At 40.5% G+C, this 21,484-nt stretch carries 22 protein-coding genes; 12 read left to right on the top strand and 10 right to left on the bottom strand.

Annotated elements, in window-relative coordinates; genetic code table 11:
* Positions 1-270: 270 nt before the first annotated feature.
* Positions 271-1,434 carry an acyl-CoA dehydrogenase family protein gene (locus tag AC1M9D_RS09360; RefSeq protein ID WP_481612013.1) on the top strand — a complete coding sequence of 388 codons (1,164 nt, stop codon included), beginning with the start codon at positions 271-273 and terminating at the stop codon, positions 1,432-1,434.
* A 52-nt stretch (positions 1,435-1,486) separates the two neighbouring features.
* Here the strand turns inward: AC1M9D_RS09360 and AC1M9D_RS09355 are convergent, their stop codons facing one another.
* Positions 1,487-2,089: a TetR/AcrR family transcriptional regulator gene (locus AC1M9D_RS09355; RefSeq protein ID WP_035269534.1), complete on the bottom strand. Its 603-nt coding sequence runs from the start codon at positions 2,087-2,089 to the stop codon at positions 1,487-1,489.
* Positions 2,090-2,243: 154 nt separating this feature from the next.
* Here AC1M9D_RS09355 and AC1M9D_RS09350 point away from each other — a divergent pair, with 154 nt between their 5' ends.
* The 6 genes from AC1M9D_RS09350 to AC1M9D_RS09325 all read left to right on the top strand — a co-directional run bounded on the left by AC1M9D_RS09350 (position 2,244) and on the right by AC1M9D_RS09325 (position 10,825).
* On the top strand, positions 2,244-4,049 hold the full coding sequence (locus AC1M9D_RS09350; RefSeq protein WP_481612012.1) for an acyclic terpene utilization AtuA family protein: 1,806 nt from the start codon (positions 2,244-2,246) through the stop codon (positions 4,047-4,049).
* Between the two features lie 72 nt (positions 4,050-4,121).
* Positions 4,122-5,003, top strand: coding sequence for an SDR family oxidoreductase (locus AC1M9D_RS09345; protein ID WP_481612011.1), 882 nt, complete (start codon positions 4,122-4,124; stop codon positions 5,001-5,003).
* A gap of 31 nt (positions 5,004-5,034) precedes the next feature.
* Entirely contained in the window at positions 5,035-6,648 is a 1,614-nt protein-coding gene (locus AC1M9D_RS09340) for an acyl-CoA carboxylase subunit beta (protein ID WP_481612010.1), read from the top strand.
* Positions 6,649-6,789: 141 nt separating this feature from the next.
* Positions 6,790-7,947, top strand: coding sequence for an acyl-CoA dehydrogenase family protein (locus AC1M9D_RS09335; protein ID WP_179999830.1), 1,158 nt, complete (start codon positions 6,790-6,792; stop codon positions 7,945-7,947).
* 14 nt (positions 7,948-7,961) lie between these two features.
* On the top strand, positions 7,962-8,792 hold the full coding sequence (locus tag AC1M9D_RS09330) for an enoyl-CoA hydratase/isomerase family protein (RefSeq protein WP_481610385.1): 831 nt from the start codon (positions 7,962-7,964) through the stop codon (positions 8,790-8,792).
* Positions 8,793-8,875: 83 nt separating this feature from the next.
* Positions 8,876-10,825, top strand: a complete 1,950-nt coding sequence (locus tag AC1M9D_RS09325) for an acetyl/propionyl/methylcrotonyl-CoA carboxylase subunit alpha (protein WP_481612009.1) — start codon at positions 8,876-8,878, stop codon at positions 10,823-10,825.
* A 46-nt stretch (positions 10,826-10,871) separates the two neighbouring features.
* On the opposite strand, the gene AC1M9D_RS09320 is transcribed toward AC1M9D_RS09325, so the two are convergent.
* From AC1M9D_RS09320 to rplM, 5 genes are all read right to left on the bottom strand, one after another.
* On the bottom strand, positions 10,872-11,522 hold the full coding sequence (locus AC1M9D_RS09320; protein WP_035269490.1) for a hypothetical protein: 651 nt from the start codon (positions 11,520-11,522) through the stop codon (positions 10,872-10,874).
* Positions 11,523-11,543: 21 nt separating this feature from the next.
* Positions 11,544-11,978, bottom strand: coding sequence for a ClpXP protease specificity-enhancing factor (locus AC1M9D_RS09315; protein WP_035269488.1), 435 nt, complete (start codon positions 11,976-11,978; stop codon positions 11,544-11,546).
* A gap of 21 nt (positions 11,979-11,999) precedes the next feature.
* Positions 12,000-12,653, bottom strand: coding sequence for a glutathione S-transferase N-terminal domain-containing protein (locus AC1M9D_RS09310; protein ID WP_481612008.1), 654 nt, complete (start codon positions 12,651-12,653; stop codon positions 12,000-12,002).
* A gap of 869 nt (positions 12,654-13,522) precedes the next feature.
* On the bottom strand, positions 13,523-13,909 hold the full coding sequence (gene rpsI, locus AC1M9D_RS09305; protein WP_035270019.1) for a 30S ribosomal protein S9: 387 nt from the start codon (positions 13,907-13,909) through the stop codon (positions 13,523-13,525).
* 12 nt (positions 13,910-13,921) lie between these two features.
* Positions 13,922-14,350: a 50S ribosomal protein L13 gene (rplM, locus tag AC1M9D_RS09300; RefSeq protein ID WP_035270016.1), complete on the bottom strand. Its 429-nt coding sequence runs from the start codon at positions 14,348-14,350 to the stop codon at positions 13,922-13,924.
* 211 nt (positions 14,351-14,561) lie between these two features.
* Between rplM and AC1M9D_RS09295 the strand changes: the two genes are divergently transcribed.
* From AC1M9D_RS09295 to AC1M9D_RS09280, 4 genes are all read left to right on the top strand, one after another.
* The gene (locus AC1M9D_RS09295) at positions 14,562-14,984 is read left to right on the top strand and encodes a hypothetical protein (protein WP_481612007.1); all 423 of its coding nucleotides are present in this window, start codon (positions 14,562-14,564) and stop codon (positions 14,982-14,984) included.
* Positions 14,985-15,090: 106 nt separating this feature from the next.
* Entirely contained in the window at positions 15,091-16,071 is a 981-nt protein-coding gene (pdxA, locus tag AC1M9D_RS09290) for a 4-hydroxythreonine-4-phosphate dehydrogenase PdxA (RefSeq protein WP_481612006.1), read from the top strand.
* Between the two features lie 30 nt (positions 16,072-16,101).
* The gene (rsmA, locus tag AC1M9D_RS09285) at positions 16,102-16,914 is read left to right on the top strand and encodes a 16S rRNA (adenine(1518)-N(6)/adenine(1519)-N(6))-dimethyltransferase RsmA (RefSeq protein WP_035270009.1); all 813 of its coding nucleotides are present in this window, start codon (positions 16,102-16,104) and stop codon (positions 16,912-16,914) included.
* Positions 16,915-17,766 carry a symmetrical bis(5'-nucleosyl)-tetraphosphatase gene (locus AC1M9D_RS09280; RefSeq protein ID WP_481612005.1) on the top strand — a complete coding sequence of 284 codons (852 nt, stop codon included), beginning with the start codon at positions 16,915-16,917 and terminating at the stop codon, positions 17,764-17,766.
* Between the two features lie 75 nt (positions 17,767-17,841).
* Here AC1M9D_RS09280 and AC1M9D_RS09275 read toward each other — a convergent pair whose 3' ends face one another.
* The 4 genes from AC1M9D_RS09275 to AC1M9D_RS09260 all read right to left on the bottom strand — a co-directional run bounded on the left by AC1M9D_RS09275 (position 17,842) and on the right by AC1M9D_RS09260 (position 20,477).
* Positions 17,842-18,519, bottom strand: a complete 678-nt coding sequence (locus AC1M9D_RS09275; protein ID WP_481612004.1) for an LrgB family protein — start codon at positions 18,517-18,519, stop codon at positions 17,842-17,844.
* A gap of 9 nt (positions 18,520-18,528) precedes the next feature.
* A complete protein-coding gene (locus AC1M9D_RS09270; protein ID WP_481612017.1) occupies positions 18,529-18,900 on the bottom strand; it encodes a hypothetical protein in 372 nt (123 codons plus the stop codon).
* 42 nt (positions 18,901-18,942) lie between these two features.
* Positions 18,943-20,274 (bottom strand): ribosome rescue GTPase HflX, encoded by a 1,332-nt coding sequence (hflX, locus tag AC1M9D_RS09265; RefSeq protein ID WP_092768502.1) that lies wholly within the window; start codon positions 20,272-20,274, stop codon positions 18,943-18,945.
* A gap of 68 nt (positions 20,275-20,342) precedes the next feature.
* Positions 20,343-20,477, bottom strand: a complete 135-nt coding sequence (locus tag AC1M9D_RS09260; protein ID WP_481612003.1) for a hypothetical protein — start codon at positions 20,475-20,477, stop codon at positions 20,343-20,345.
* 172 nt (positions 20,478-20,649) lie between these two features.
* Here AC1M9D_RS09260 and AC1M9D_RS09255 point away from each other — a divergent pair, with 172 nt between their 5' ends.
* Positions 20,650-21,444 carry a lysophospholipid acyltransferase family protein gene (locus AC1M9D_RS09255; protein ID WP_481595104.1) on the top strand — a complete coding sequence of 265 codons (795 nt, stop codon included), beginning with the start codon at positions 20,650-20,652 and terminating at the stop codon, positions 21,442-21,444.
* The last annotated feature ends 40 nt before the right edge of the window (positions 21,445-21,484 follow it).

Below are 21,484 nucleotides of genomic sequence, written 5' to 3'. Positions count from 1 at the left end.
AGTGAAACCTCTTAGCGCTGATGGTAGTGTGGGGTTACCCATGTGAGAGTAAGTCATCGCCAGCTCATTATTCTAAACACCCCCTTCAATACAAGGGGGTGTTTTTTTATATCAAAAAATTGAATTTGAAAATAATTAAACCCTTGTAATTAAATAAGAAGCTCCATTCAGTTAATTTATGCCAAAAGATTGATGATTCTTGCAATTAAAAAAACAACAATAAATGTCAGTATGCCTATGAGGATTTAAATAATTTCAGGGACATAGTTGATGCAATACAATCCGATCTATTACACAGATGAACACTTTGCATTTGCAGATGCAGTAAAAAAATTTGTAGAAAAAGAAATTATTCCCTATGTAAATGAGTGGGATGAAGCCGAATCTTTTCCACGAGAACTCTACAAAAAAGCTGCAGAAGTTGGATTGATGGCATCAGGTTTTGATGAAAAATACGGTGGTATCCCTGATACAGATGCATTCTATACTTTATTGGGGTGTGTGGAGTTGGCAAAGGCTGCATCAGGAGGTTTAATCGCTTCATTACTTTCACATATGATCGGTGCACCGCCAATCAATCGCTTTGCAAGTGAAGAGGTGAAAGCAGAGGTTTTGCCACAAATCTTATCAGGTGAGAAGATTTCGGCATTAGCAATAACAGAACCGGGAGGGGGGTCTGATGTTGCAGCACTTAAAACAAAAGCAGTAAAAGAAGGTGATTACTATGTAGTCAGTGGCGAAAAAACCTTTATTACTTCTGGTATTCGCGCTGATTACTATACCGTTGCCGTTCGAACTGATCCTGAAGGAAAAGGACCCAATGGTATCTCAATGCTACTGATTGATGCCCATACACCAGGTATTACAAAAACGAAGTTAGATAAAATGGGATGGTGGGCTTCTGATACCGCTCATCTACACTTCGATCAAGTTAAAGTGCCTGCAAGAAATTTGATTGGTCCTGAGAATATGGGTTTCTTTGTTATCATGAATAACTTCAATATGGAACGTTTTTTCTTGGCTGCGAGTAGTTATGGTTATGCAAAAGTTTGTTATGAAGAAGCTCTAGATTGGGCTCAACAGCGACGTACTTTTGGTAAACGCTTGGTAGATCATCAAGTTGTTCGTCATAAATTGGTAGATATGGCAACACGTTTACAAACGACTCGCGCTTTACTTGAAGATACGGCATATAAAATGGGTCGTCCTGAACTTCAAGGGAATGAAATGATTGCACAAATTTGTATGCTCAAAAACGTAGCAACGCAAACTATGCAATTCTGTGCTGATGCAGCCGTTCAAACACTAGGTGGCATGGGCTTTATGCGTGGCATGAAATCTGAACGTATATATCGCGAAGTTAAAGTGAATATGATAGGCGGTGGAGCTGAGGAAATTATGAAAGATTTGGCAAGCCGACAGCTGGGCTTCTAAAAGAAATAAAAAGGTGGATTAAGCCACCTTTTTTAATTGATCAGATATAAAGTTAAGCATTCATTGCCATATCCCAGACGATATTGGTTAACTCATCAAGTGACATTTTCCCTTCTGGATTGTACCAAGTTACGGTCCAAGCGATTGACCCACCAATCAGTCTTCGCCAGATAAAAGGATCGTGCTTAATTTTGCCTTTGTCATGTAATACCTTGATGACACTCAGCCATATTCCTTCATAATCATTTCTTAATTTTAATAGTTTCTTCTGATTTTCCTCAGAAAGTGAAAACCATTCATAGACCAATACAGCCATAGCGGAACCTGTATCCCCAGAGATCGCATCGAGTTCAGCTTTAATCAGAGCCTTGAGTTGTTGCTCTGGATGGTCTGAAGTGGATATGGCACTTTCAAGGCAAGCGTGATTGTAAATGATGGTTTGTTCCATCACATGCGCCAAAATATCGTCTTTAGTTTTGAAATGATGAAATAAACTTCCAGATTGGATACCAATAAACTGAGCGAGTTCACGAACAGTGGTTTTGGCATAACCTTGTTTATGGAATAAATAAGCTGCCCCCAAAAGTAAACGACCACGTGGTGTATCGTCAAAGCAGGCTATTGGTTGAATTTGGTCAATAGAGGTCGCGATCATCTTGTTATTTTATCCTATTTTGTTTTCTAAACGCGTTGCTTCCATGCAAATTTTAGCGCAATAAGCAGATTTGCAAATAATAATAACATTTTGCACTTTACAAACCAAGCGCTTGCTTGGTAGATTAAGCTCAAATTCTAAACAGAATAATGAGATGGTTATGACAAATATTCAGGACGAACAAAAAATTGTAAAAATTGGCTGTGCTTCAGGTTTCTGGGGAGATACCAACACAGCTGCATTTCAATTGGTACACATGTCGGATATTAACTATTTAGTATTTGATTATCTTTCAGAAATCACCATGTCTATCATGGCAAAAGCCAAAATGAAAGATCCTTCTCATGGATATGCATTGGACTTTGTTAGTCGTGTTATGACACCGCTCATCAAAAAAATTGCGGACAAGAAAATCAAAGTTGTAAGTAATGCTGGCGGTGTAAATCCATTGGCATGCCGTGATGCACTTCAAGAAGTGATCAAAAATGCTGGTTTAGATTTGAAAGTTGCGGTGGTACTTGGTGATGATTTAATGGATCAGCACGTTGAACTTCAAAAACAAAATATAAAAGAAATGTTTAATGGTGAGGATCTTCCTCCACATATCGCAAGTAGTAATGCTTATTTGGGTGCTGTAGGGATTCGTGATGCTCTGGATTTAGGTGCAGACATTGTGATCACAGGTCGAGTGGTGGATTCGGCTGTGGTGATTGGGCCTTTATTGCACGAATACAAATGGGATTTAAGCGATTACGACAAATTGGCACAGGCGGCACTTGCAGGTCACGTGATTGAGTGTGGTGCACAGTGTACTGGCGGTAACTTCACAGATTGGCGTTTGGTTGAAGGCTTTGACAACATGGGCTTCCCTATTGTTGAAGTGAAAGCAGATTCATCATTTATCGTCACTAAACCAAATGGTACAGGTGGTTTAGTTTCTACAGGTACTGTGGGCGAGCAAATTGTGTATGAAATTGGTCATCCACAAGCTTATTTATTGCCTGATGTAACGGCTGATTTTAGCCAAGTAAAACTTGAACAAGTAGGCGAGCACCGTGTATTGGTGACAGGTGCAAAAGGTACAGCACCGACACAACATTACAAAGTCAGCACAACCTATCCTGATGGTAACCGTGTGTTGGTGAGTTTCTTACTTGCAGGCCAAGATGCAGAAGAAAAAGCTTATGCAGTATCAAATGCCATTTTAAATAAAGTTGAGCGTGTAATGGCACTGCGTTCGATTCCACCATTTACTGAAAAATCAATTGAGATTTTAGGTACAGAAACAACGTATGGCTCAAATCGTCGTGTGCAAAAACCTCGTGAAGTTGTGGTGAAAATTGCCGTTAAACATATGTTTAAAGAAGCATGTATGTTCTTTGCATCTGAGATTGCGCAAGCTTCAACAGGTATGGCACCTGCATTAACAGGGATTGTGGGTGGTCGTCCAAAACCATCTCCAGTGATTAAATTATTTTCGTTCTTGGTAGAAAAATCGAAATTAAATATCGAAGTGGATATCAATGGCGAGCGTCATAAAGTTGATGTTCCGCATGGTGAAGCACCACAAGAAATCCCAACCATTCCAGCAGGTGAAGTGGCAACTTTAACTGGTAACGAAATTGAAGTGCCATTGGTTGAAGTGGCACATGCACGTAGTGGTGACAAAGGTAATTACAGCAATATCGGTGTGCTTGCACGTAAACCAGAATTCTTACCTTGGATTCGTGCATCTTTAACGGAAGCCAATGTTGCTGAATATATGAAGCATGTATTTGAAGGCGGTGAAGGTGGCGAAGTTCGTCGCTATGAATTGCCGGGTTTAAATGCACTTAACTTCTTGTTAATTGATGCACTTGGCGGTGGTGGTGTTGCAAGTTTACGTATTGACCCACAAGGTAAAGCCTTTGCACAGCAATTGTTAGATATGCCAGTGAAAGTGCCAGCAGATTTACTGTAAGCACAGATTTGGGCATCGAGACGGTGCCCAATTCAAAATAATTTACATCAATTAAAAATGGAAATATGCGCAATGGGTTATCAATCAATTTTTAGAAATGATGCATTCGCTGGCAAAGTCGTGATTGTCACAGGTGGTGGCTCGGGCATTGGTCGTTGTACGGCGCATGAGCTTGCATCACTTGGTGCGCAAGTGGTGATTACAGGTCGTAAGATCGAAAAACTTGAAAAAGTGATTGCTGAAATCACTGAAGACGGTGGTCACGCACATGGCATCGTGTGTGATAACCGCGAAGAAGTACAAGTGAAAAACATGATTGCGGAGGTGATCGAAAAGTTCGGTCGCATCGATGGTTTAGTCAATAATGCAGGTGGTCAGTTCCCATCAACATTAGAAAGTATTTCTGCCAATGGTTTTGATGCGGTCATCCGTAATAACTTACATTCGACCTTCTATCTTATGCGTGAAGCCTATAACCAGTGGATGGCAAAAAATGGTGGAGCCATCGTCAATATGGCAGCAGATATGTGGGGCGGTATGCCGGGTATGGGGCACTCAGGTGCAGCACGTTCAGGTGTTCATAACCTGACCAAAACGGCTGCGGTGGAATGGGGCAAATCAGGTGTGCGGGTAAACTGTGTGGCACCGGGTTGGATTATCTCATCAGGGATGGATACCTATTCAGGCCCTGTCGCAGAATTCATTATCCCTAACCTTTCTAGCAATGTGCCTTTACAACGTATGGGAACAGAGTCGGAAGTATCTTCGGCGATTGTTTATCTATTATCTGACGCTGCTAACTTTGTTTCAGGGATGACAGTACGTATTGATGGTGCGGCTTCACAAGGTACACGCGTATTCCCATTATCATCTGCAGAAAATAGTGAGTCTTATAACGGCTTCCACCGTGCATTTATTCCAGATGTACTAAAGAAAAAAGACGAAAAGAATTAATCCAGATTATAAGGAACAAGGAGGAAACGGAATGGCAGTGATTCAGTCCGAAGTTGCAGTAGGAAGCGAAGTATTTGAACAGAATAAAGCGAAATTGCTCGAGCAAATCGAAGAGATTCGAGCGATTCAAAAAAGTGCGCTAGATCGTTCTTATAAAGCTAAGCCTAAGTTTGATAAAAAAGGAAAGATTTTACCGCATGAGCGTGTACGTATGTTGCTCGATGCAGATTCTCCATTTGTAGAGTTGTGTGGTCTTGTGGGTTACAAGATGCATGATGATAAAGATGGTTCAGAAGCAGGTGGCGGGATCATTGCAGGGATTGGTTTTGTAAATGGTACACGTTGTATGGTGGCTGCCAATAACAGTGCGATCAAAGGCGGTACGATTGCCCCAATGGGTGTACACAAAAGCCTTCGTTTACACCAAATTGCGTTAGAGCAAAAATTACCAATCATTACTTTAGCAGAAAGTGGTGGTGCAAACTTAAACTACGCAGCAGAAGTATTTACTGCCGGTGGTACAACATTTGCCAACCAAGCACGTTTATCTGCAAAAGGGATTCCACAAGTTTCTGTAGTCCATGGTAACGCAACAGCAGGTGGAGCATACCAACCGGGTTTATCTGATTACGTAATTACGGTACGTAAGCAAACCGAAATGTTGCTTGCAGGGCCGCCATTATTATTGGCTGCAACAGGTGAAGTGGCGACTGCTGAAGAATTGGGTGGTGCAGAAATGCATGCGCAAGTGGCAGGTACAGCAGAATACTTGGCAGAAAATGATGCTGATGGTATCCGTATCGCACGTGAAATATTTAAGCATTTAAACTGGAAAGAACAAGTGAAACTTGATATTCCAGAATATAAAGAGCCACGTTACTCGGCAGATGAGTTACTTGGCATCATTCCATCAGATCCAAAACAACCTTTGGATATGAAAGAAATCATTGCTCGTATTGTTGATGATTCTGATTTCTTCGAATTTAAAAATGAGTATGACTCACATACGGTATGTGGTTGGTCGCAAATTGGTGGTATGCATTTAGGCATCATTACCAATAATGGCCCAATTACCCCACAAGGTGCAGCAAAAGCAGCGCAGTTTATTCAGTTATGTGAACAAACACGTCGCCCAATTTTATTCTTGCATAACACCACAGGCTTTATGGTGGGTACAGATGCAGAACAAAACGGCATCATTAAACATGGTTCTAAACTGATCCAAGCTGTTGCGAATTCTACAGTGCCGAAGATTTCGATCATTGCACATGGTTCATACGGTGCTGGTAACTATGCAATGTGTGGTCGTCCACTTGGCCCACAATTTATCTTCTCATGGCCGAACTCTCGTGTTGCGGTGATGGGTGGTGCGCAAGCTGGTAAGGTACTTCGTATTGTTGCAGAGGCGAAACAACGTGAATCTGGCATGGAGCCCAATGAGCAAATGTTGGACTTCTTAGAACAATCAACAGCAATGAAATTAGAGTCACAATCTACAGCGCTATTTAATACTGCAATGTTGCATGATGATGGCATTATCGACCCACGTGATACACGTAAATTGCTGATTTTCTTATTGCAAACGATTAATGAATCACAAGCACGTGAACTAAATCCAACACGTTTTGGTGTACCAAGATTCTAATCAATCCCTCTTGCGGAATATATTCCTCATCCCTTTAAAAAGTGAGGAATACCCCCTCTTTTTAAAGAGGTGAGAAGCATGGATTCGCAAGGTAGATTAAAGATTAAAAAACAAATATTGAAATTTTAAGGAAGACAAAAAATGAAATTTACTGAAGAACATGAAGCGCTACGCCGTACAACACGTCAATTTGTAGAAAACGAAATCAACCCATTTACAGCAGAATGGGAAAAAGCGGGTCGATTCCCAATCCACGAAGTATTCAAAAAAATGGGTGATTTGGGTTTATTGGGTATCTGTAAACCTGAAGAAAACGGTGGTTTGGCACTCGATTATTCTTATAACCTTGTTGTTGCAGAAGAGTTAGGTCGTATCAACGTGGGTGGTGTTGCACTTGCGATGGGTGTACAAACTGATATGGCAACACCTGCGATTGCTCGTTTTGGTTCTAAAGAATTACGCGATGAGTTTTTAACACCAGCAGTTGCAGGTGAAAAAGTTGCAGCGATTGCGGTATCTGAAGTCCAAGCAGGTTCTGACGTTGCAGCACTTAAAACTACAGCTGTAAAAGATGGTGATGACTACATTATTAATGGTCACAAAATGTGGATTACGAACTCGCTTCAAGCAGACTTTTTCTGTTTGTTAGCGAATACCTCTGACGGTAAGCCACACTTTAATAAGTCAATGATTGTGGTTCCAGCAAACACACCGGGGATTACATTCTCTGAGCCATTAGATAAATTAGGTATGCGTTCTAGTACCACTGCACAAGTATTCTTTGACAACGTACGTGTGCCACAACGTAACTTAGTGGGTCAAGAAGGCATGGGATTTATGATGCAAATGCTTCAGTTCCAAGAAGAGCGTATGTGGGGGGCTGCAAACGCAATGGGCGGAATGTTGCAATGTATCGAAAAAACAATTCAATACACGAAAGAGCGTACCACATTTGGTCAGCCGTTAATTGACAACCAATATATCCATTTCCGTTTTGCCGAATTAATGACTGAAATTGAAGCGCTGAAAGCATTAACCTATCGTGCTTGCCAATTACATATCGAAGGCGAAAACGTAACGCAAATGGCGTCTATGGCAAAACTGAAAGCAGGTCGTTTAACACGTGAAGTTGCAGATAGCTGCTTACAATTCTGGGGTGGTAATGGCTTTATGGCAGACAACCCAGCAGCACAATTCTACCGTGATGGTCGTTTAGTTTCGATCGGTGGTGGTGCAGACGAAATCATGCTTGGCATTATCTGTAAGATGATGGACATCCTTCCTGGTAAGAAAAAATAAGCAGGAGATCTGATATGACATTATCAAGCTCAATTGCCAATTTAGAAGTTGATGGCAGCATCATCCTAGAGCAAGACGGTGGCATCTTAACTTTATGGTTAAACCATCCTGAAAGCCGTAATGCCATGAGCCTAAAAATGGTGGAATCCATTCAGGCTGTATTTACAGCAATTAAAGATGATGTGTCTGTACGTGCTGTAATTTTGCGTGGTAAAGGTGGTCATTTCTGTGCAGGTGGAAACATCAAAGATATGGCGGGTATCCGTGCTAAAGCCATGGAAGTCGGCAATAACACACCTTATACCGATTTTAACCGTACCTTTGGTGCAATGATTGAGCAAGTCGATCAAGCACCACAAACTGTAGTTGCTGTACTAGAAGGTGCGGTACTTGGCGGTGGTTTTGGTTTGGCATGTGTCTCTGATGTTGCAATTGCGCATGCGGAAGCACAATTTGGCTTACCTGAAACTGGCTTAGGGATTTTACCTGCACAAATCGCACCGTTTGTGGTGACACGTGTGGGCTTAACTCAAGCACGTCGTTTAGCCTTATTAGGTATGCGCTTTAAGGGTCAAACCGCTTTAGAGGTGGGGATTGTGCATCAAGTGGTTGCAGATGAAGTTGAACTTGCATCAGCACTTGAAGAAACCATTACCCAAATTAAACGCTGTGCGCCATTGGCATCGCGTGCAACCAAAGCATTATTACATCGTACCACCAAAGAAGAATTGGGGCCGTTACTTGATGATGCAGCACGTCAATTTGCAGATGCCGTGGCAAGTGCAGAAGGCATGGAAGGTACTATGGCGTTTATCCAAAAACGCCAACCAAGCTGGGCAGAATAAACCACATTCCAACGCCTGTATGAATGTGAATTAAAAAGGATACGCTCCTCAAGATCAGAGGAGCCTAAAAAATTGGTGGAACTATGGCGTTTACAAAAGTATTAGTTGCAAACCGTGGTGAAATTGCTGCTCGTGTGATGCGTACAGCAAAAGCCTTAGGTTACGAAACCGTTGCTGTGTATTCTGATGCCGACAAAAATGCGCGTCACGTACAAGTCGCAGATGAAGCGGTTTATATTGGCCCTTCAAAAGTATCAGAATCTTATTTATCGATTCCAAATATTATCGCAGCGTGTAAGAAAACGGGCGCAGATGCTGTGCATCCGGGCTATGGTTTCTTATCTGAAAATACAGATTTTGCCGCAGCATGTGCAGAAAATGGTATTACCTTTATTGGTCCGCCAGCAGGTGCGATTGAACTCATGGGTAGCAAGCGTTTGTCTAAAATCGCCATGATTGAAGCAGGCGTACCATGTGTACCGGGTTATGAGGGCGACCAACAAGACATCGACTTTTTAGCAGATCAAGCGAAAAAAGTAGGTTTCCCATTGATGGTGAAAGCATCAGCAGGTGGTGGTGGACGTGGTATGCGTCTTGTACATCAAGAAGCTGATTTGCTTGAAGCGTTAAAAACTGCCCGTTCTGAAGCAGAAAATGCGTTCGGTTCGGGTGAGCTGATTATCGAGAAAGCAGTGATTGCGCCTCGCCATGTAGAAATCCAAGTCTTTGGTGATACACATGGCAACTACGTGTATTTATTTGAACGTGATTGCTCGATTCAACGTCGTCACCAAAAAGTGGTTGAAGAAGCACCATGTCCAGTATTGACACAAGAAACACGTCAAGCCATGGGTGATGCCGCAGTTGCCGCAGCCAAAGCTTGTAACTATGTGGGTGCAGGTACGGTTGAATTCTTACTAGATCAATCAGGTGAGTTTTATTTCTTAGAAATGAACACACGTTTGCAAGTAGAGCATCCTGTAACAGAGATGATTACAGGTCTTGATCTTGTGGAATGGCAGCTTCGTGTGGCAAACGGTGAAACATTACCGCTCAAGCAAGAAGAATTGACTATGAATGGTCATGCCATTGAAGTGCGTTTATATGCAGAAGACCCACGCCAAGACTTCTTACCACAAACAGGCAAAGTATTGCGTTGGCAACCTTCGGATTTAGAAGGCGTACGTATCGATCACGGTATGATGCCAACTGATGAAGTTAGCCCATTCTACGATCCAATGGTGGCTAAAATCATCGTACATGGCAAAACACGTACCGATGCGATTCGTTTACTTGCACGTGCTGTAAATGATTCTGTACTGTTAGGTGTAAACAGTAATAAGGAGTTTTTAGTTAACTTATTACGTCATCCACTTGTGGTGGAGGGTGATGTGAACACTGGTTTTATTCAACAGCATTTCCAAAGTGATGTGAGTTTGAATAAACAGAGTCTAAATTTAGAAAGCTTAGCATTGATTGCAGCGTTGTTGATAAATGCATCTGCGCAAACAGATTGGAACACAGGAGTTTCTTCAGCATTACCACTGAAACTTCGATATGATGATCAAAAGTTAGATCTCATTGTGCATCGTGATGGTCGTTCAGTGAGTGTTGAAACCTGTGGTGAAAGCCAGTCGATTGAGGTTGTAGCGCAAAATACACAGCAATTGATTTATAGCATTAATGGAATTCGACGTCGAATCGACTATGTTCTTGATGGTAATTTTGTTTATTTAGATCGCGCGAATGGCAACGTCATGGTGGAAAATATTACCTATTTACCACCTGAGACTGCCGATGTGGCAGGGGATGGTAAAATTCGTGCCCCAATGGATGGTGCAATTATAAATGTCATTGCTCAACCTGGAGAGCGTGTAACTAAAGGACAAACATTATTGATTCTTGAAGCGATGAAAATCCAACAGCAAATTAAGTCAGATGTGGACGGTGTTGTGGGTGAAATCGTAGGACAAGTTGGTCAGCAAGTGAAAAAACGTCAAATCTTGATGAATATTGAGGTTGATGCTGAATAAGCAATAAAAAAAAGCCATCTAAAGATGGCTTTTTTTATGACCAGATTTATGCAAATACTGTTTGTACGGCACAGTAAAGCACCCAAAGAATTGCAATCGCAACTACAGGTTCTAAAACTTTTGCCCAAGTTGGTGTAGCCACTACTTCTGGCTCAGCAACATCGTGGTGATCATGTTGAACTTGATTGACCATGTCATGAAACTCCTTCATCGTTTGGTCTAATGATATCTCTTCTTGAATGACAGGTTGAGAACCAATCAACTCATTTAGGTTATTTGTTAGCCAAACCCAATCTTTTGCTTTACCAGAGAGATGTTCAACTTGACCCTGAAGTAATTCATTCATGCCTTGTAGTTGATAATGACCTGTTACATCAAGCTGTTTAAGTTCATTAAGCTGTAAGGTCAAAATCTCTGATGTCGCAGTTTCAAGTTCTTGATGAGACAGCGTAGACTGATTATGTTGAGATGTTGTCAAATGCCGTGCGACTTCTTGAATATAAAGTTGGTCAGCGGCATGAATTTCTTGGTAGATTTTTTTTTCGTCTTTACGCCATAGGCTGATGAGTTTGCCTAAAGCTAAGATATTTAATTCATTGAGATATTCATGCCGTTGTTCAGCTGGATACTGTTTCAACAGCTGAGGCTTTTGAATTTTGGTCTGCTCAACAAAATATTGTACTAAATCAAAAGCCATTCAACTCTCCTGTAAGTTTTTTCAATCCAAAATTCTTAAACTCGGTTTTTTCTTTGGTGCTTCATTTTCTTGATTTTGTTGCTGTTTAGATTCTATCGGATTTTCATCCGTTTGTGCATTGGCATATTCATCAGGATCAAAGAATAATCCTTGACCATTTTCTTTTGCATATAACCCGAGTACAGCATTGATTGGCACATAAATATCTTTGGAAACACCACCAAAACGTGCAGAAAAGGTAATCGCTTCATTGCTCATGTGTAGTTGATGCACAGCATGTGGCACGATATTTAAAACAATCTGACCGTCTTGAACGAACTGTGTAGGTACATCGGTATAAGGTTGTGTGGCATCTACCAGTAGATATGGGGTGAGATTGTTATCGCAAATCCATTCATAAATCGCACGTGCTAAATACGGGCGAGTTGGACTTAATTTGATTTCTTGATCAGACATGTGACTCACTCTTTTGCTTTTTTAAGCGGATTTTAATTCAGGACTATAACGATTTTTTTCCTGAACCGTCATGGACTTAATGAAGGCTGGACGACTGAAAACACGCTGGCAATATAAATAAAACGGGCGGCATTGTTGCTTTGGAAGCTCAATACCCATCGTTCTTAACCGTATAAAAATCGGTGCCAACATGCAATCTAAAATTGTAAATTGTTCAGACATGAAATAAGGATAGTGCTGAAACAAAGGTGTCAGCGAGATAAGCGTATCTTTTAACTTTTTTTGGGCTGCCTTTTGTGCGTCAACATCAAGTGTGTCTGGGTGGCGCAACATATCATCTGCAAGTTTTAACCAGTCATTTTCAAAACGCCATATATATTGGCGTTGTTCTGCACGTGGAGCAGGAGCATCTGAATATAACTTATTCTGACGATAGCGATCATCTAAATATTCAGAAATGATGGATGTATTGAAAAGTTTTAACTCATTTTCAATCATCATCGGGAGTCGATTGTATGGATTTAAACTCGCAAGATCCTCGTTGTCTTCGTCGATAATAAATAAATTGTGTTTAATTTGTTTTTCTGCCAGTAAGAAGCGAATCCAATGCGATCGAAAGTCATCTGCATGACTATAAATGGTGATGCCTTGTAATGGGGTGGTTTCGACTGACATATTCCAATCAAAGTATTAATGAATAGATAAGGATACTAAAAAAGCACGCTAAAATCATCGTTTAATGAGCGATGCATATTAAAACACTTGGATTTTATATTGATTCGTATTTATGTCTGGAACGTTTTTTATTAACTTCTATCCTTGCATTGTTGAAATTCAATCTTTAACTTTTTTATCCAAAGCGATGTAAAAAGCCGATCTTTAAATCGGCCTTGTGCACTAATGTATGATTCCACTCCACCATTGACGGACGTCGCGATTGTTAGTTAATGCACTTGTGTCGCCAGGTCTAAGTTTATAGCCACACTTGTAAACCACTGAGAATTTTTGACCTAAAGATCGATGTACCAGACTATTATTTTGTACAGGATATCCATCTGAGCATCCAACTAACTCTAATGCTTTATTTATGTTTTCATATGAAGACATTAATCTTTGTATAGGTCCATCACAAACATGCTTACCCGTATTGGATTGCCAGCACACGGCTAAAGCATCTATTGATTGTGAGTTATTTGCTTGTGCAATATTGGATGTACCGAATATTGTAGCGGCTACGGCGAATGATAAACATATTTCCCTATTTAACATTTTTATCCTCTTAATTTAAAAAACTGCATGAAAGTATTTTTTAATGAAGTTATAAAAGTTAACAATCCTCAAATTGGGATAGATGATTAAGCATATGTTTGTTTAAGTCAGTCAAAATAGAGCAATAAAAACTAGCGTCTTTTTATTGATATCAGAGTTTAATATTCATTTTAAAGTATCGTGTACGACTGATTTTCATGAGTAAGGGAAAATATAAAGATGAAAAAAAACCTTGGCATAAGCCAAGGTTTTTTTGTCCGAATTCGGAAAACGAATTAACGTTTAGAGAATTGTGGACGTTTACGAGCTTTACGTAAACCAAGTTTCTTACGTTCAACTTCACGAGCATCACGAGTAACGAAGCCAGCTTGACGAAGAGCAGGTTTTAAAGTTTCGTCAGCAGCGATCAATGCACGAGTAATACCGTGACGGATTGCGCCAGCTTGACCACCGATACCACCACCAGCAACAGTGATGTAAAGGTCATATTTCTCAGTAGCATCTAAAAGCTCAAGTGGTTGACGTACAACCATACGAGCAGTTTCACGACCGAAGTATTGTTCTAAAGAACGGTTGTTAATAACGAGTTTACCAGTACCAGCAGATAGGAAAACACGTGCAGTTGCGGTCTTACGGCGACCTGTACCATAGTTAGTAGCCATGTGCTGTATCCCTTAGATGTCCAAAACTTGTGGCTGTTGAGCTGTGTGAGGATGCTCAGCACCAGCATACACTTTCATTTTCTTGATCATAGCATAACCAAGAGGACCTTTTGGCAACATGCCTTTTACAGCACGTTGGAAGATTTCTTCTGGCTTGTGAGCAACTAATTTTTCAAAGTTAGTTTCACGGATACCACCAGGGAAACCAGTGTGGCGATAGTATTTCTTATCAAGTGACTTATTACCAGTTACTTGAACTTGCTCAGCATTGATAATTACGATGTAATCACCAGTGTCAACGTGAGGAGTATAAGAAGTTTTGTGCTTACCGCGTAAACGACGTGCGATTTCAGTCGCAAGACGACCTAAAGTTTTGCCAGAAGCATCAACAACGTACCAGTCGTGTTGAACTTCAGCTGGCTTAGCGCTGAGAGTTTTCATTAACCACTACCTATTATAGTTGGTTTGGACGGTGGAATCTGTCCAAACAAAAAGGAGAGCGAATTCTAGCGGAAAAACACTAGAACCACAATCAAAATATTAAGATTTCGAGGAGCATATTCTATTTAATTTAGATTGAAAAGTATAGCGGTTTATTTAATCAATTTCTTTTAGAATGAGGAAATAATCATAATAATAGCTCGGAGTTTTGATGAGTTCATTAAATAATAATGATCGTTTCTCTCCTCCTGTTCATCATTCAGATTTATCTTCACGCCATGATCAAATCAAAGTGAGCAAGGTGACGAAATTTTTGACCGGATTTTTATTCATTTTTCTCGGAATATATTTAGCGTTAGGCATGGTGTTTGGCACTATTTATGGAATCGATGTTTTAAGTGTCATTCTTATATATTCAATGTATGCACATTTTATGATTTTCCCTTGGATCATCTATTTAATCGGTGGCTTTGGTTTCTTGTGCATTAAAGATTCAGCATTTTATTCAGCGCGTTCAACGATTGGACGGATTCTTTTGTTGGGTTTGTTCTTCGTCATCGTGATTGTATGTGTATCCGAAGTCGCTCATGCTTTTGGTCTATTAGATGCAAGATTTCGTATGGATTGGCGCTAAAAGACTCAAAAGAACGATTAAAAAAATCAGAGGGCTAAGATTTTACCATTTTGGTATTGTTGAACATCGTACATTCGATCTGTATTAAAATAATAAAAATCCTTGAATGATGATAGTTATGCTTCCTTTGTATGTCACCAGCGGTGAGCCTGCTGGAATTGGTCCTGATATCTGTTTAAGCCTTGCGCAACGTTTGGATGAGCGTCCACTCGTCGTGCTTGCTGATATACAAATGCTCAATCAACGTGCAGAAAAACTTCATCTTGAAGTTGAAGTGATTGAGTATCAAGGGCAACAAACATCGTCAAAAGTGGGTCAGCTTTATGTGGAACATATTCCTTTAAATGAAAGAGTAGTACTGGGTGAGTTAAATGCTCAAAATGCGAGTTATGTCTTAGAGCAACTCCGCCGTTCTGCAGATTATGCGATGTCAGGTAAAAGCGTTGGCGTGGCGACAGCACCTGTACAAAAGTCAGTGATTAATGAGGCAGGTATTCATTTCAGTGGTCACACTGAGTTTTACCAAGAGTTTGCTGGTGTGTTACGCGTGGTCATGATGCTGGCAACCAAAACCTTACGTGTTGCACTTGCAACCACGCACTTACCCCTTCGTGCGGTTGCGGATGCGATTACAGCTGAGCGCTTGCATCAGGTCATCGAAATCCTGATTCATGATTTAAAATCAAAATTTAAAATCGAATCTCCCAAAATTTTGGTGTGCGGTTTAAATCCTCATGCAGGTGAAGATGGTTATTTAGGAGTGGAGGAGATCGAAGTGATTAATCCTGTACTTGAACGCTATCGTGCGCAAGGGATAGACATGAGTTTATGTCTGCCTGCAGATACCTTATTTACACCAGAAAATTTAAAAGATGCCGATGCAGTTTTAGCCATGTATCACGATCAGGGATTACCTGTGTTAAAATCGCAAGGATTTGGTGAAGCCATTAATATTACTTTGGGCTTGCCGTTTATTCGCACCTCTGTCGATCATGGCACAGCACTCTCCCTCGCAGGTACTGGACTTGCGAAAAGCTCGAGCTTACATGTGGCTGTGGACTTAGCGCTCGATTTAGCGCGTCAGTGATCTTGTCTTAATTACACGTTGGAAATCTTTATGTATCAGATTAATGCCTTAAACCCGAAAGATGAAGGGCATCACACGCGTAAGCGTTTTGGTCAAAACTTCTTACATGACCAACGTGTCATTGCCAAAATTGTGCGTTCGGTGAACCCGCGTACTGGTGACAATATTGTTGAAATTGGTCCAGGTCTTGCCGCTTTAACATCGCCTTTAATTGGTGAATGTGATGCTTTGACTGTCATTGAATTAGACCGTGATTTAGCAGCTGGATTACCCGGTCGTGTACCGCATCCTGAACGTTTAACTATTGTGGAAACTGATGCCTTACGCTACGATTTCACTGAACTGTTTGATGGTCGTCCGTTGCGTGTTGTCGGTAACTTACCTTATAACATTTCTACACCTTTGTTATTTCATCTCTTAGAGTTTGGTGACAAAGTCAAAGACATGCACTTTATGTTGCAAAAAGAAGTGGTCGATCGTATTACGGCATCACCAAATACCAAAGAATATGGTCGTTTATCAGTCATGATTCAGTATTACTGTAAACCAACATTCTTGTTTGAAGTGCCACCTGGTTCGTTCAACCCACCACCCAAAGTAACTTCTGCGGTATTTCGCTTAGAGCCGTATGATGTAAAACCAATAGTGGCGAAGAATGAAAAAGCCTTGGCACGTTTAGTCTCCCATGTATTTACACAACGCCGTAAGACACTTCGCAACAGTTTAAAAGGCATGTTGCAAGAGGAAGGATTTGAAAAAGCTGGTGTTGATCCAATGGCGCGTCCAGAAACATTAACACTTGCTCAATTTGTTGCACTTGCAGATCAAATGGTAGATGCATAAATGGCTGGTGAAAACATTCGATATAATTACGTGATTGGTGATGTTCAGGGCTGTTTTGAAGCTTTGAAAATGTTACTCAAGGAAATCAAATTTGATCCTGATCAGGATTTTTTATGGTTTGCGGGTGATTTAGTCGCACGTGGTGAAAACTCGATTGGCGCTTTACGTTTTATCAAGAAACTGGTCGATCGAGGCGTTGCTGCGACAGTCTTGGGTAATCATGATTTGACCTTGTTAGCGGGCGCAAGGGGCATTAAAGAGATTAAAGAGAAAGACAATACTCGTGATGTGATTGATGCGATTGACAGTGATGATTTAATCGACTGGTTACGCAAACAACCCTTATGTTTATGTCCAAATGAAAATATTGTCATTACACATGCGGGTATTCCACATATTTGGACAGTAGAGCAAGTGAAACAGTTTGCTCAAGAGGTTGAAGCGGTTATTGCGCATGATGATTTTGATGTTCTGGATGCATTTTTGAAAGAAATGTATGGTAAAGAACCTACATTATGGTCAGATGATTTAACAGGACATGAGCGCTTACGATGTATTGTTAATTATCTAACCCGTATGCGTTTGACTGATCCAGAGGGACGACTCGAATTTAGTTTTAAAGATGCTTTAGATGAGCCGATGCCAGCTGGCTATCAGCCATGGTTTGAATATGAGTCAAAAGCTGCCCAAACTCATCAAGTCATTTTTGGACATTGGGCTGCCTTACAGGGCAAAACAATATCTGAGCATATTCAGAATGTTGACGGTGGTTGTGTCTGGGGCAATCAATTAATGGCGTATCGTCTTGAAGATCAGCAAATGTTTGCTGTTGATAATCCTATGTTTGCATAGAATCTACTTTTGGTCGTTTTCGTCTAATAAAAAAGCCACTCATCAGTGGCTTTTTTATTTTCAGTTGTGGGTATATCAAGAGGTCGCTTTTAAAAAGTAAATAAAAGTAGGGAGCCAAACGGCTGTAAACGTTGCATTTACCGCCATACCAAATGCAGCATAACGACCAGCTACACTGCCTCGTTGCCAAGCTTGAGCTGTCCCAATTGCATGGGCTGCTAAACCGAGTGCTAAGCCTGAGGCACGCTCATCATTAATATGACGTAGTATGAGTGGTGAAAAAGCTGCGCCAATCACACCAGATAAAATGACGATTAGAATGGCTAAGCTAATTGGTGCATGGAGTAAGGTCGCAATATTAATTGCGATTGGTGTTGTCACTGCACGTGTAGCGAAAGCCATAATGGTCGAATCTGCCATATGCAGTAGATACGCTAAGCCCATAGGCAATGCGACAGCACTGACACTAGCAAACACTAATATTCCTAAAATGCCTTTTAGTGGTAAATCGTCATAACGCATCGCTGCAAGTGGGATCGCGAGAGCCACTGTGACGTATCCTAATAAATGATCAAAAATCGGATTGACATCTTTCATGTAGTGATCATAAGGAATACCAATAATCAGTAAGATGACGATCACAAAGAACATCCCGAACACAATGACAGGAATCTGTGGTACGACACGGTTACAGGGTTTTGAAATTAAATAGGCGAATAACGTAATAGCAAAGCCGATTAAAATTGCGAGCATATTTCTCTCCTATAACCAGCGTTTTGCCATTTTGGCGTAAACCCAAAGTGGAATAAGTGTACTTAACGTGAGTACGAGTAAAAAAAGAGGAATTTCTTTACCCATATGAACCAACATAACCAATGCCCCAGCACTAATTGGTAAAAATGCGAAAGCACTTTCTTTCATGATTTTATTATTTACATCGACAACTCTGGTTGGAAGAGTGCCAAATCTACGCCAAGCAAACAGTACAAATAGTAAGGAAAGCAACCCGACAAGATTGCCCAGTTCGGGATGATTCAATTGAGTCATAAGCCAAACTGAACCTTCTCGGAAGCCAATAATAAGCACTATGGTGCCAATCCATGCTGGCCAATCTATCGTTTTCATCCACTGCATCATGATTATACTTTTAACATTATTTATCACGTTTTAACTGATTTATGATTTGATTTCAAACTCTTCTAAAGGTCTTTTAAATTGTTGCGCCTTATCACCAAGAATTTGATCAATTGGTAAATGTGCTTGTTTTATAAGTTGCTCTAATTTATGTGGCGCAATTTGAATATTTAAAATCAAATGACCTAGATCATCATAATGTTCAGACTGAATCACATTTAATTCATACAGTTGATTGCGTAATTTGCCATATTCAGGTCTGAGTGTGAGTTCAAATTGTTGTATTTGCCCCATTAAACACTCTTGAACGGCTTGTCGCAGTAAATCTAAACCTTGACTTGAGTGTGCTGAAACATAGACTCGATCAGGCAAATTGGGAGAAGCATAAATGATTTTAGGTTCTTCACCCGTTTGATCAATTTTGTTGTATACGCGTAGTATTGGCACTTGAGCCCCAATTTCTTTTAGGACTTTTTCAACAGCATCAATTTGCTCAAGCTTTTCTGGACTATTTGAATCGATAACATGTAAAAGCAAAGTCGCCTCAAGTGTTTCTTCAAGGGTAGCTTTGAATGACTCTACTAATGAGTGTGCAAGATTGCGAACGAATCCGACTGTGTCAGCCAAGACCAATGTTCCAATGCCATCCCAATTTAATCTTCTTAAAGTTGGGTCAAGTGTTGCGAACAATTGATCTGCTGCATACACATCACTTTCAGCAAGAATATTAAATAGGGTGGATTTCCCTGCGTTGGTATAACCGACTAGAGACACTGTTGGAATAGACGCTTTTTGACGCGCTGCACGACCTTGAATTCGTGTTTGGCGGACTTTTTCAAGTTTGTCTTTGAGCTGGGTTATGCGGAGACGAAGTAAACGACGATCTGTTTCTAATTGTGTTTCACCTGGACCACGTAAACCAATACCACCTTTTTGGCCATCTAAGCCCATGCGACCACCCACTAAACGTGAAGCGAGATGGTCTAACTGAGCCAATTCAACTTGTAGTTTACCTTCATGTGTTCGTGCGCGTTGTGCAAAAATATCTAAGATAAGGCGAGTACGATCAATAACACGACATTGAATAACACGCTCGAGATTACGTTCTTGAGATGGTGTGAGGGAATGATCGAAAATGACAATATCAGCTTCTACCGCTGCAACAAATTCGGCGATTTCTTCAGCTTTACCCGAACCAATAAAAAATTTAGGGTCAGGTTTAATACGTTGAGCTTGTATATGTTCAAGAATTTCTGCACCAGCAGATTTGGCCAATAAACGAAATTCTTCTTGATCAAGATCTTCTAATATTTGGACATTAACACTCACCAAGACCGCACGTTCATTTGCTTGATTTTGTCCAGTAACTTCCACTCAGCTAACACTCCACATCAAAACTCTAGTGTAGAGGAAATTGAACAATTGAGGGAAATAGATTTAAATTAACCTAAAGCAGTTTTGAACATGAGTATAAACGCCAGCATAAATAAAAAGACGCCACTGACAATTGATGCCAATGAGAAGAGTGCCGACCAGATGGGAATGACTTGATTTGATGATTGAGTTGGAGTTTGCATAATTTTTCAATCTATAAATTCGATTTAAAAATTGTATTTTATTGGGTGTTTGAATTGAAATTGAATTTTCAAATCTATGTATACGGTTTTTATAATCAATGCATCTCTGGTGAGCTCAGTATAGAATGGAGCTATAGTGGATAACGCCTGTTATTATTTAGTGAAATAATTTATGACAACATTAACGCCTAAAAAACTCAATTTATTTTCAAAAACAGCGCTATATAGCCAAAAAATCATCTCAGGTACTGCTGCTGTCACTGAAGGGTTTTATTTAATTTTTAGGCATCAAATGTATAAAAATCCGAATAATCCAAACAATACTCGCTATGTACAACATTTTTGCCGTCGCTTATGCAAAGTTTTTAATATCGATTTACAAGTGCATGGCAACATTCCTCGTGAACCCGCATTATGGGTGAGCAATCATATCTCTTGGTTAGATATTCCTGTATTGGGTTCGAGTGCGCGTGTATTTTTCTTAGCAAAAGCAGAAATTGAAAATTGGCCGATTTTTGGGAAACTTGCCAAGGGGGGTGGAACACTGTTCATTAAACGAGGTTCAGGAGATTCGGTCCGTATTAAAGAGCAAATCACGGAATTTTTGAAGCAAAATATCCCTGTCTTATTTTTTCCAGAAGCAACCACGACTGATGGAACCAAGGTCAAAAAAGTGCATGGAAGAATTTTAGCTGCAGCTATCGAGGCTCAAAAACCAGTGCAAGTTTGTTTAATCTGTTATGTCAATCAAGAGGGGGAGTTAGATCAGGTTGCTCCCTTCATTGGAAATATCGGATTTGCCGCGCATCTCAAAGCGGTATTGGAAATGCCTCAAGTCGTTGCACATTTAACAGCCTTGCCCACGATTGATGTTACTGGGCATACAGTAGAAAGCTTAACGAGAGAAGTGCAACTCAGAATGCAGGAAGGATTGGAAGCATTACATCAAAAAGTACTCAAAGCTTAATCAGTAGAAGCAAAGCAGGGATGATGATGATCCCTGCTTT

This window comes from Acinetobacter sp. ANC_7682, from assembly GCF_056779795.1.
Note: the sequence above shows the minus strand (reverse complement) of the source record. Positions and strands in the feature narration are given on the sequence as shown.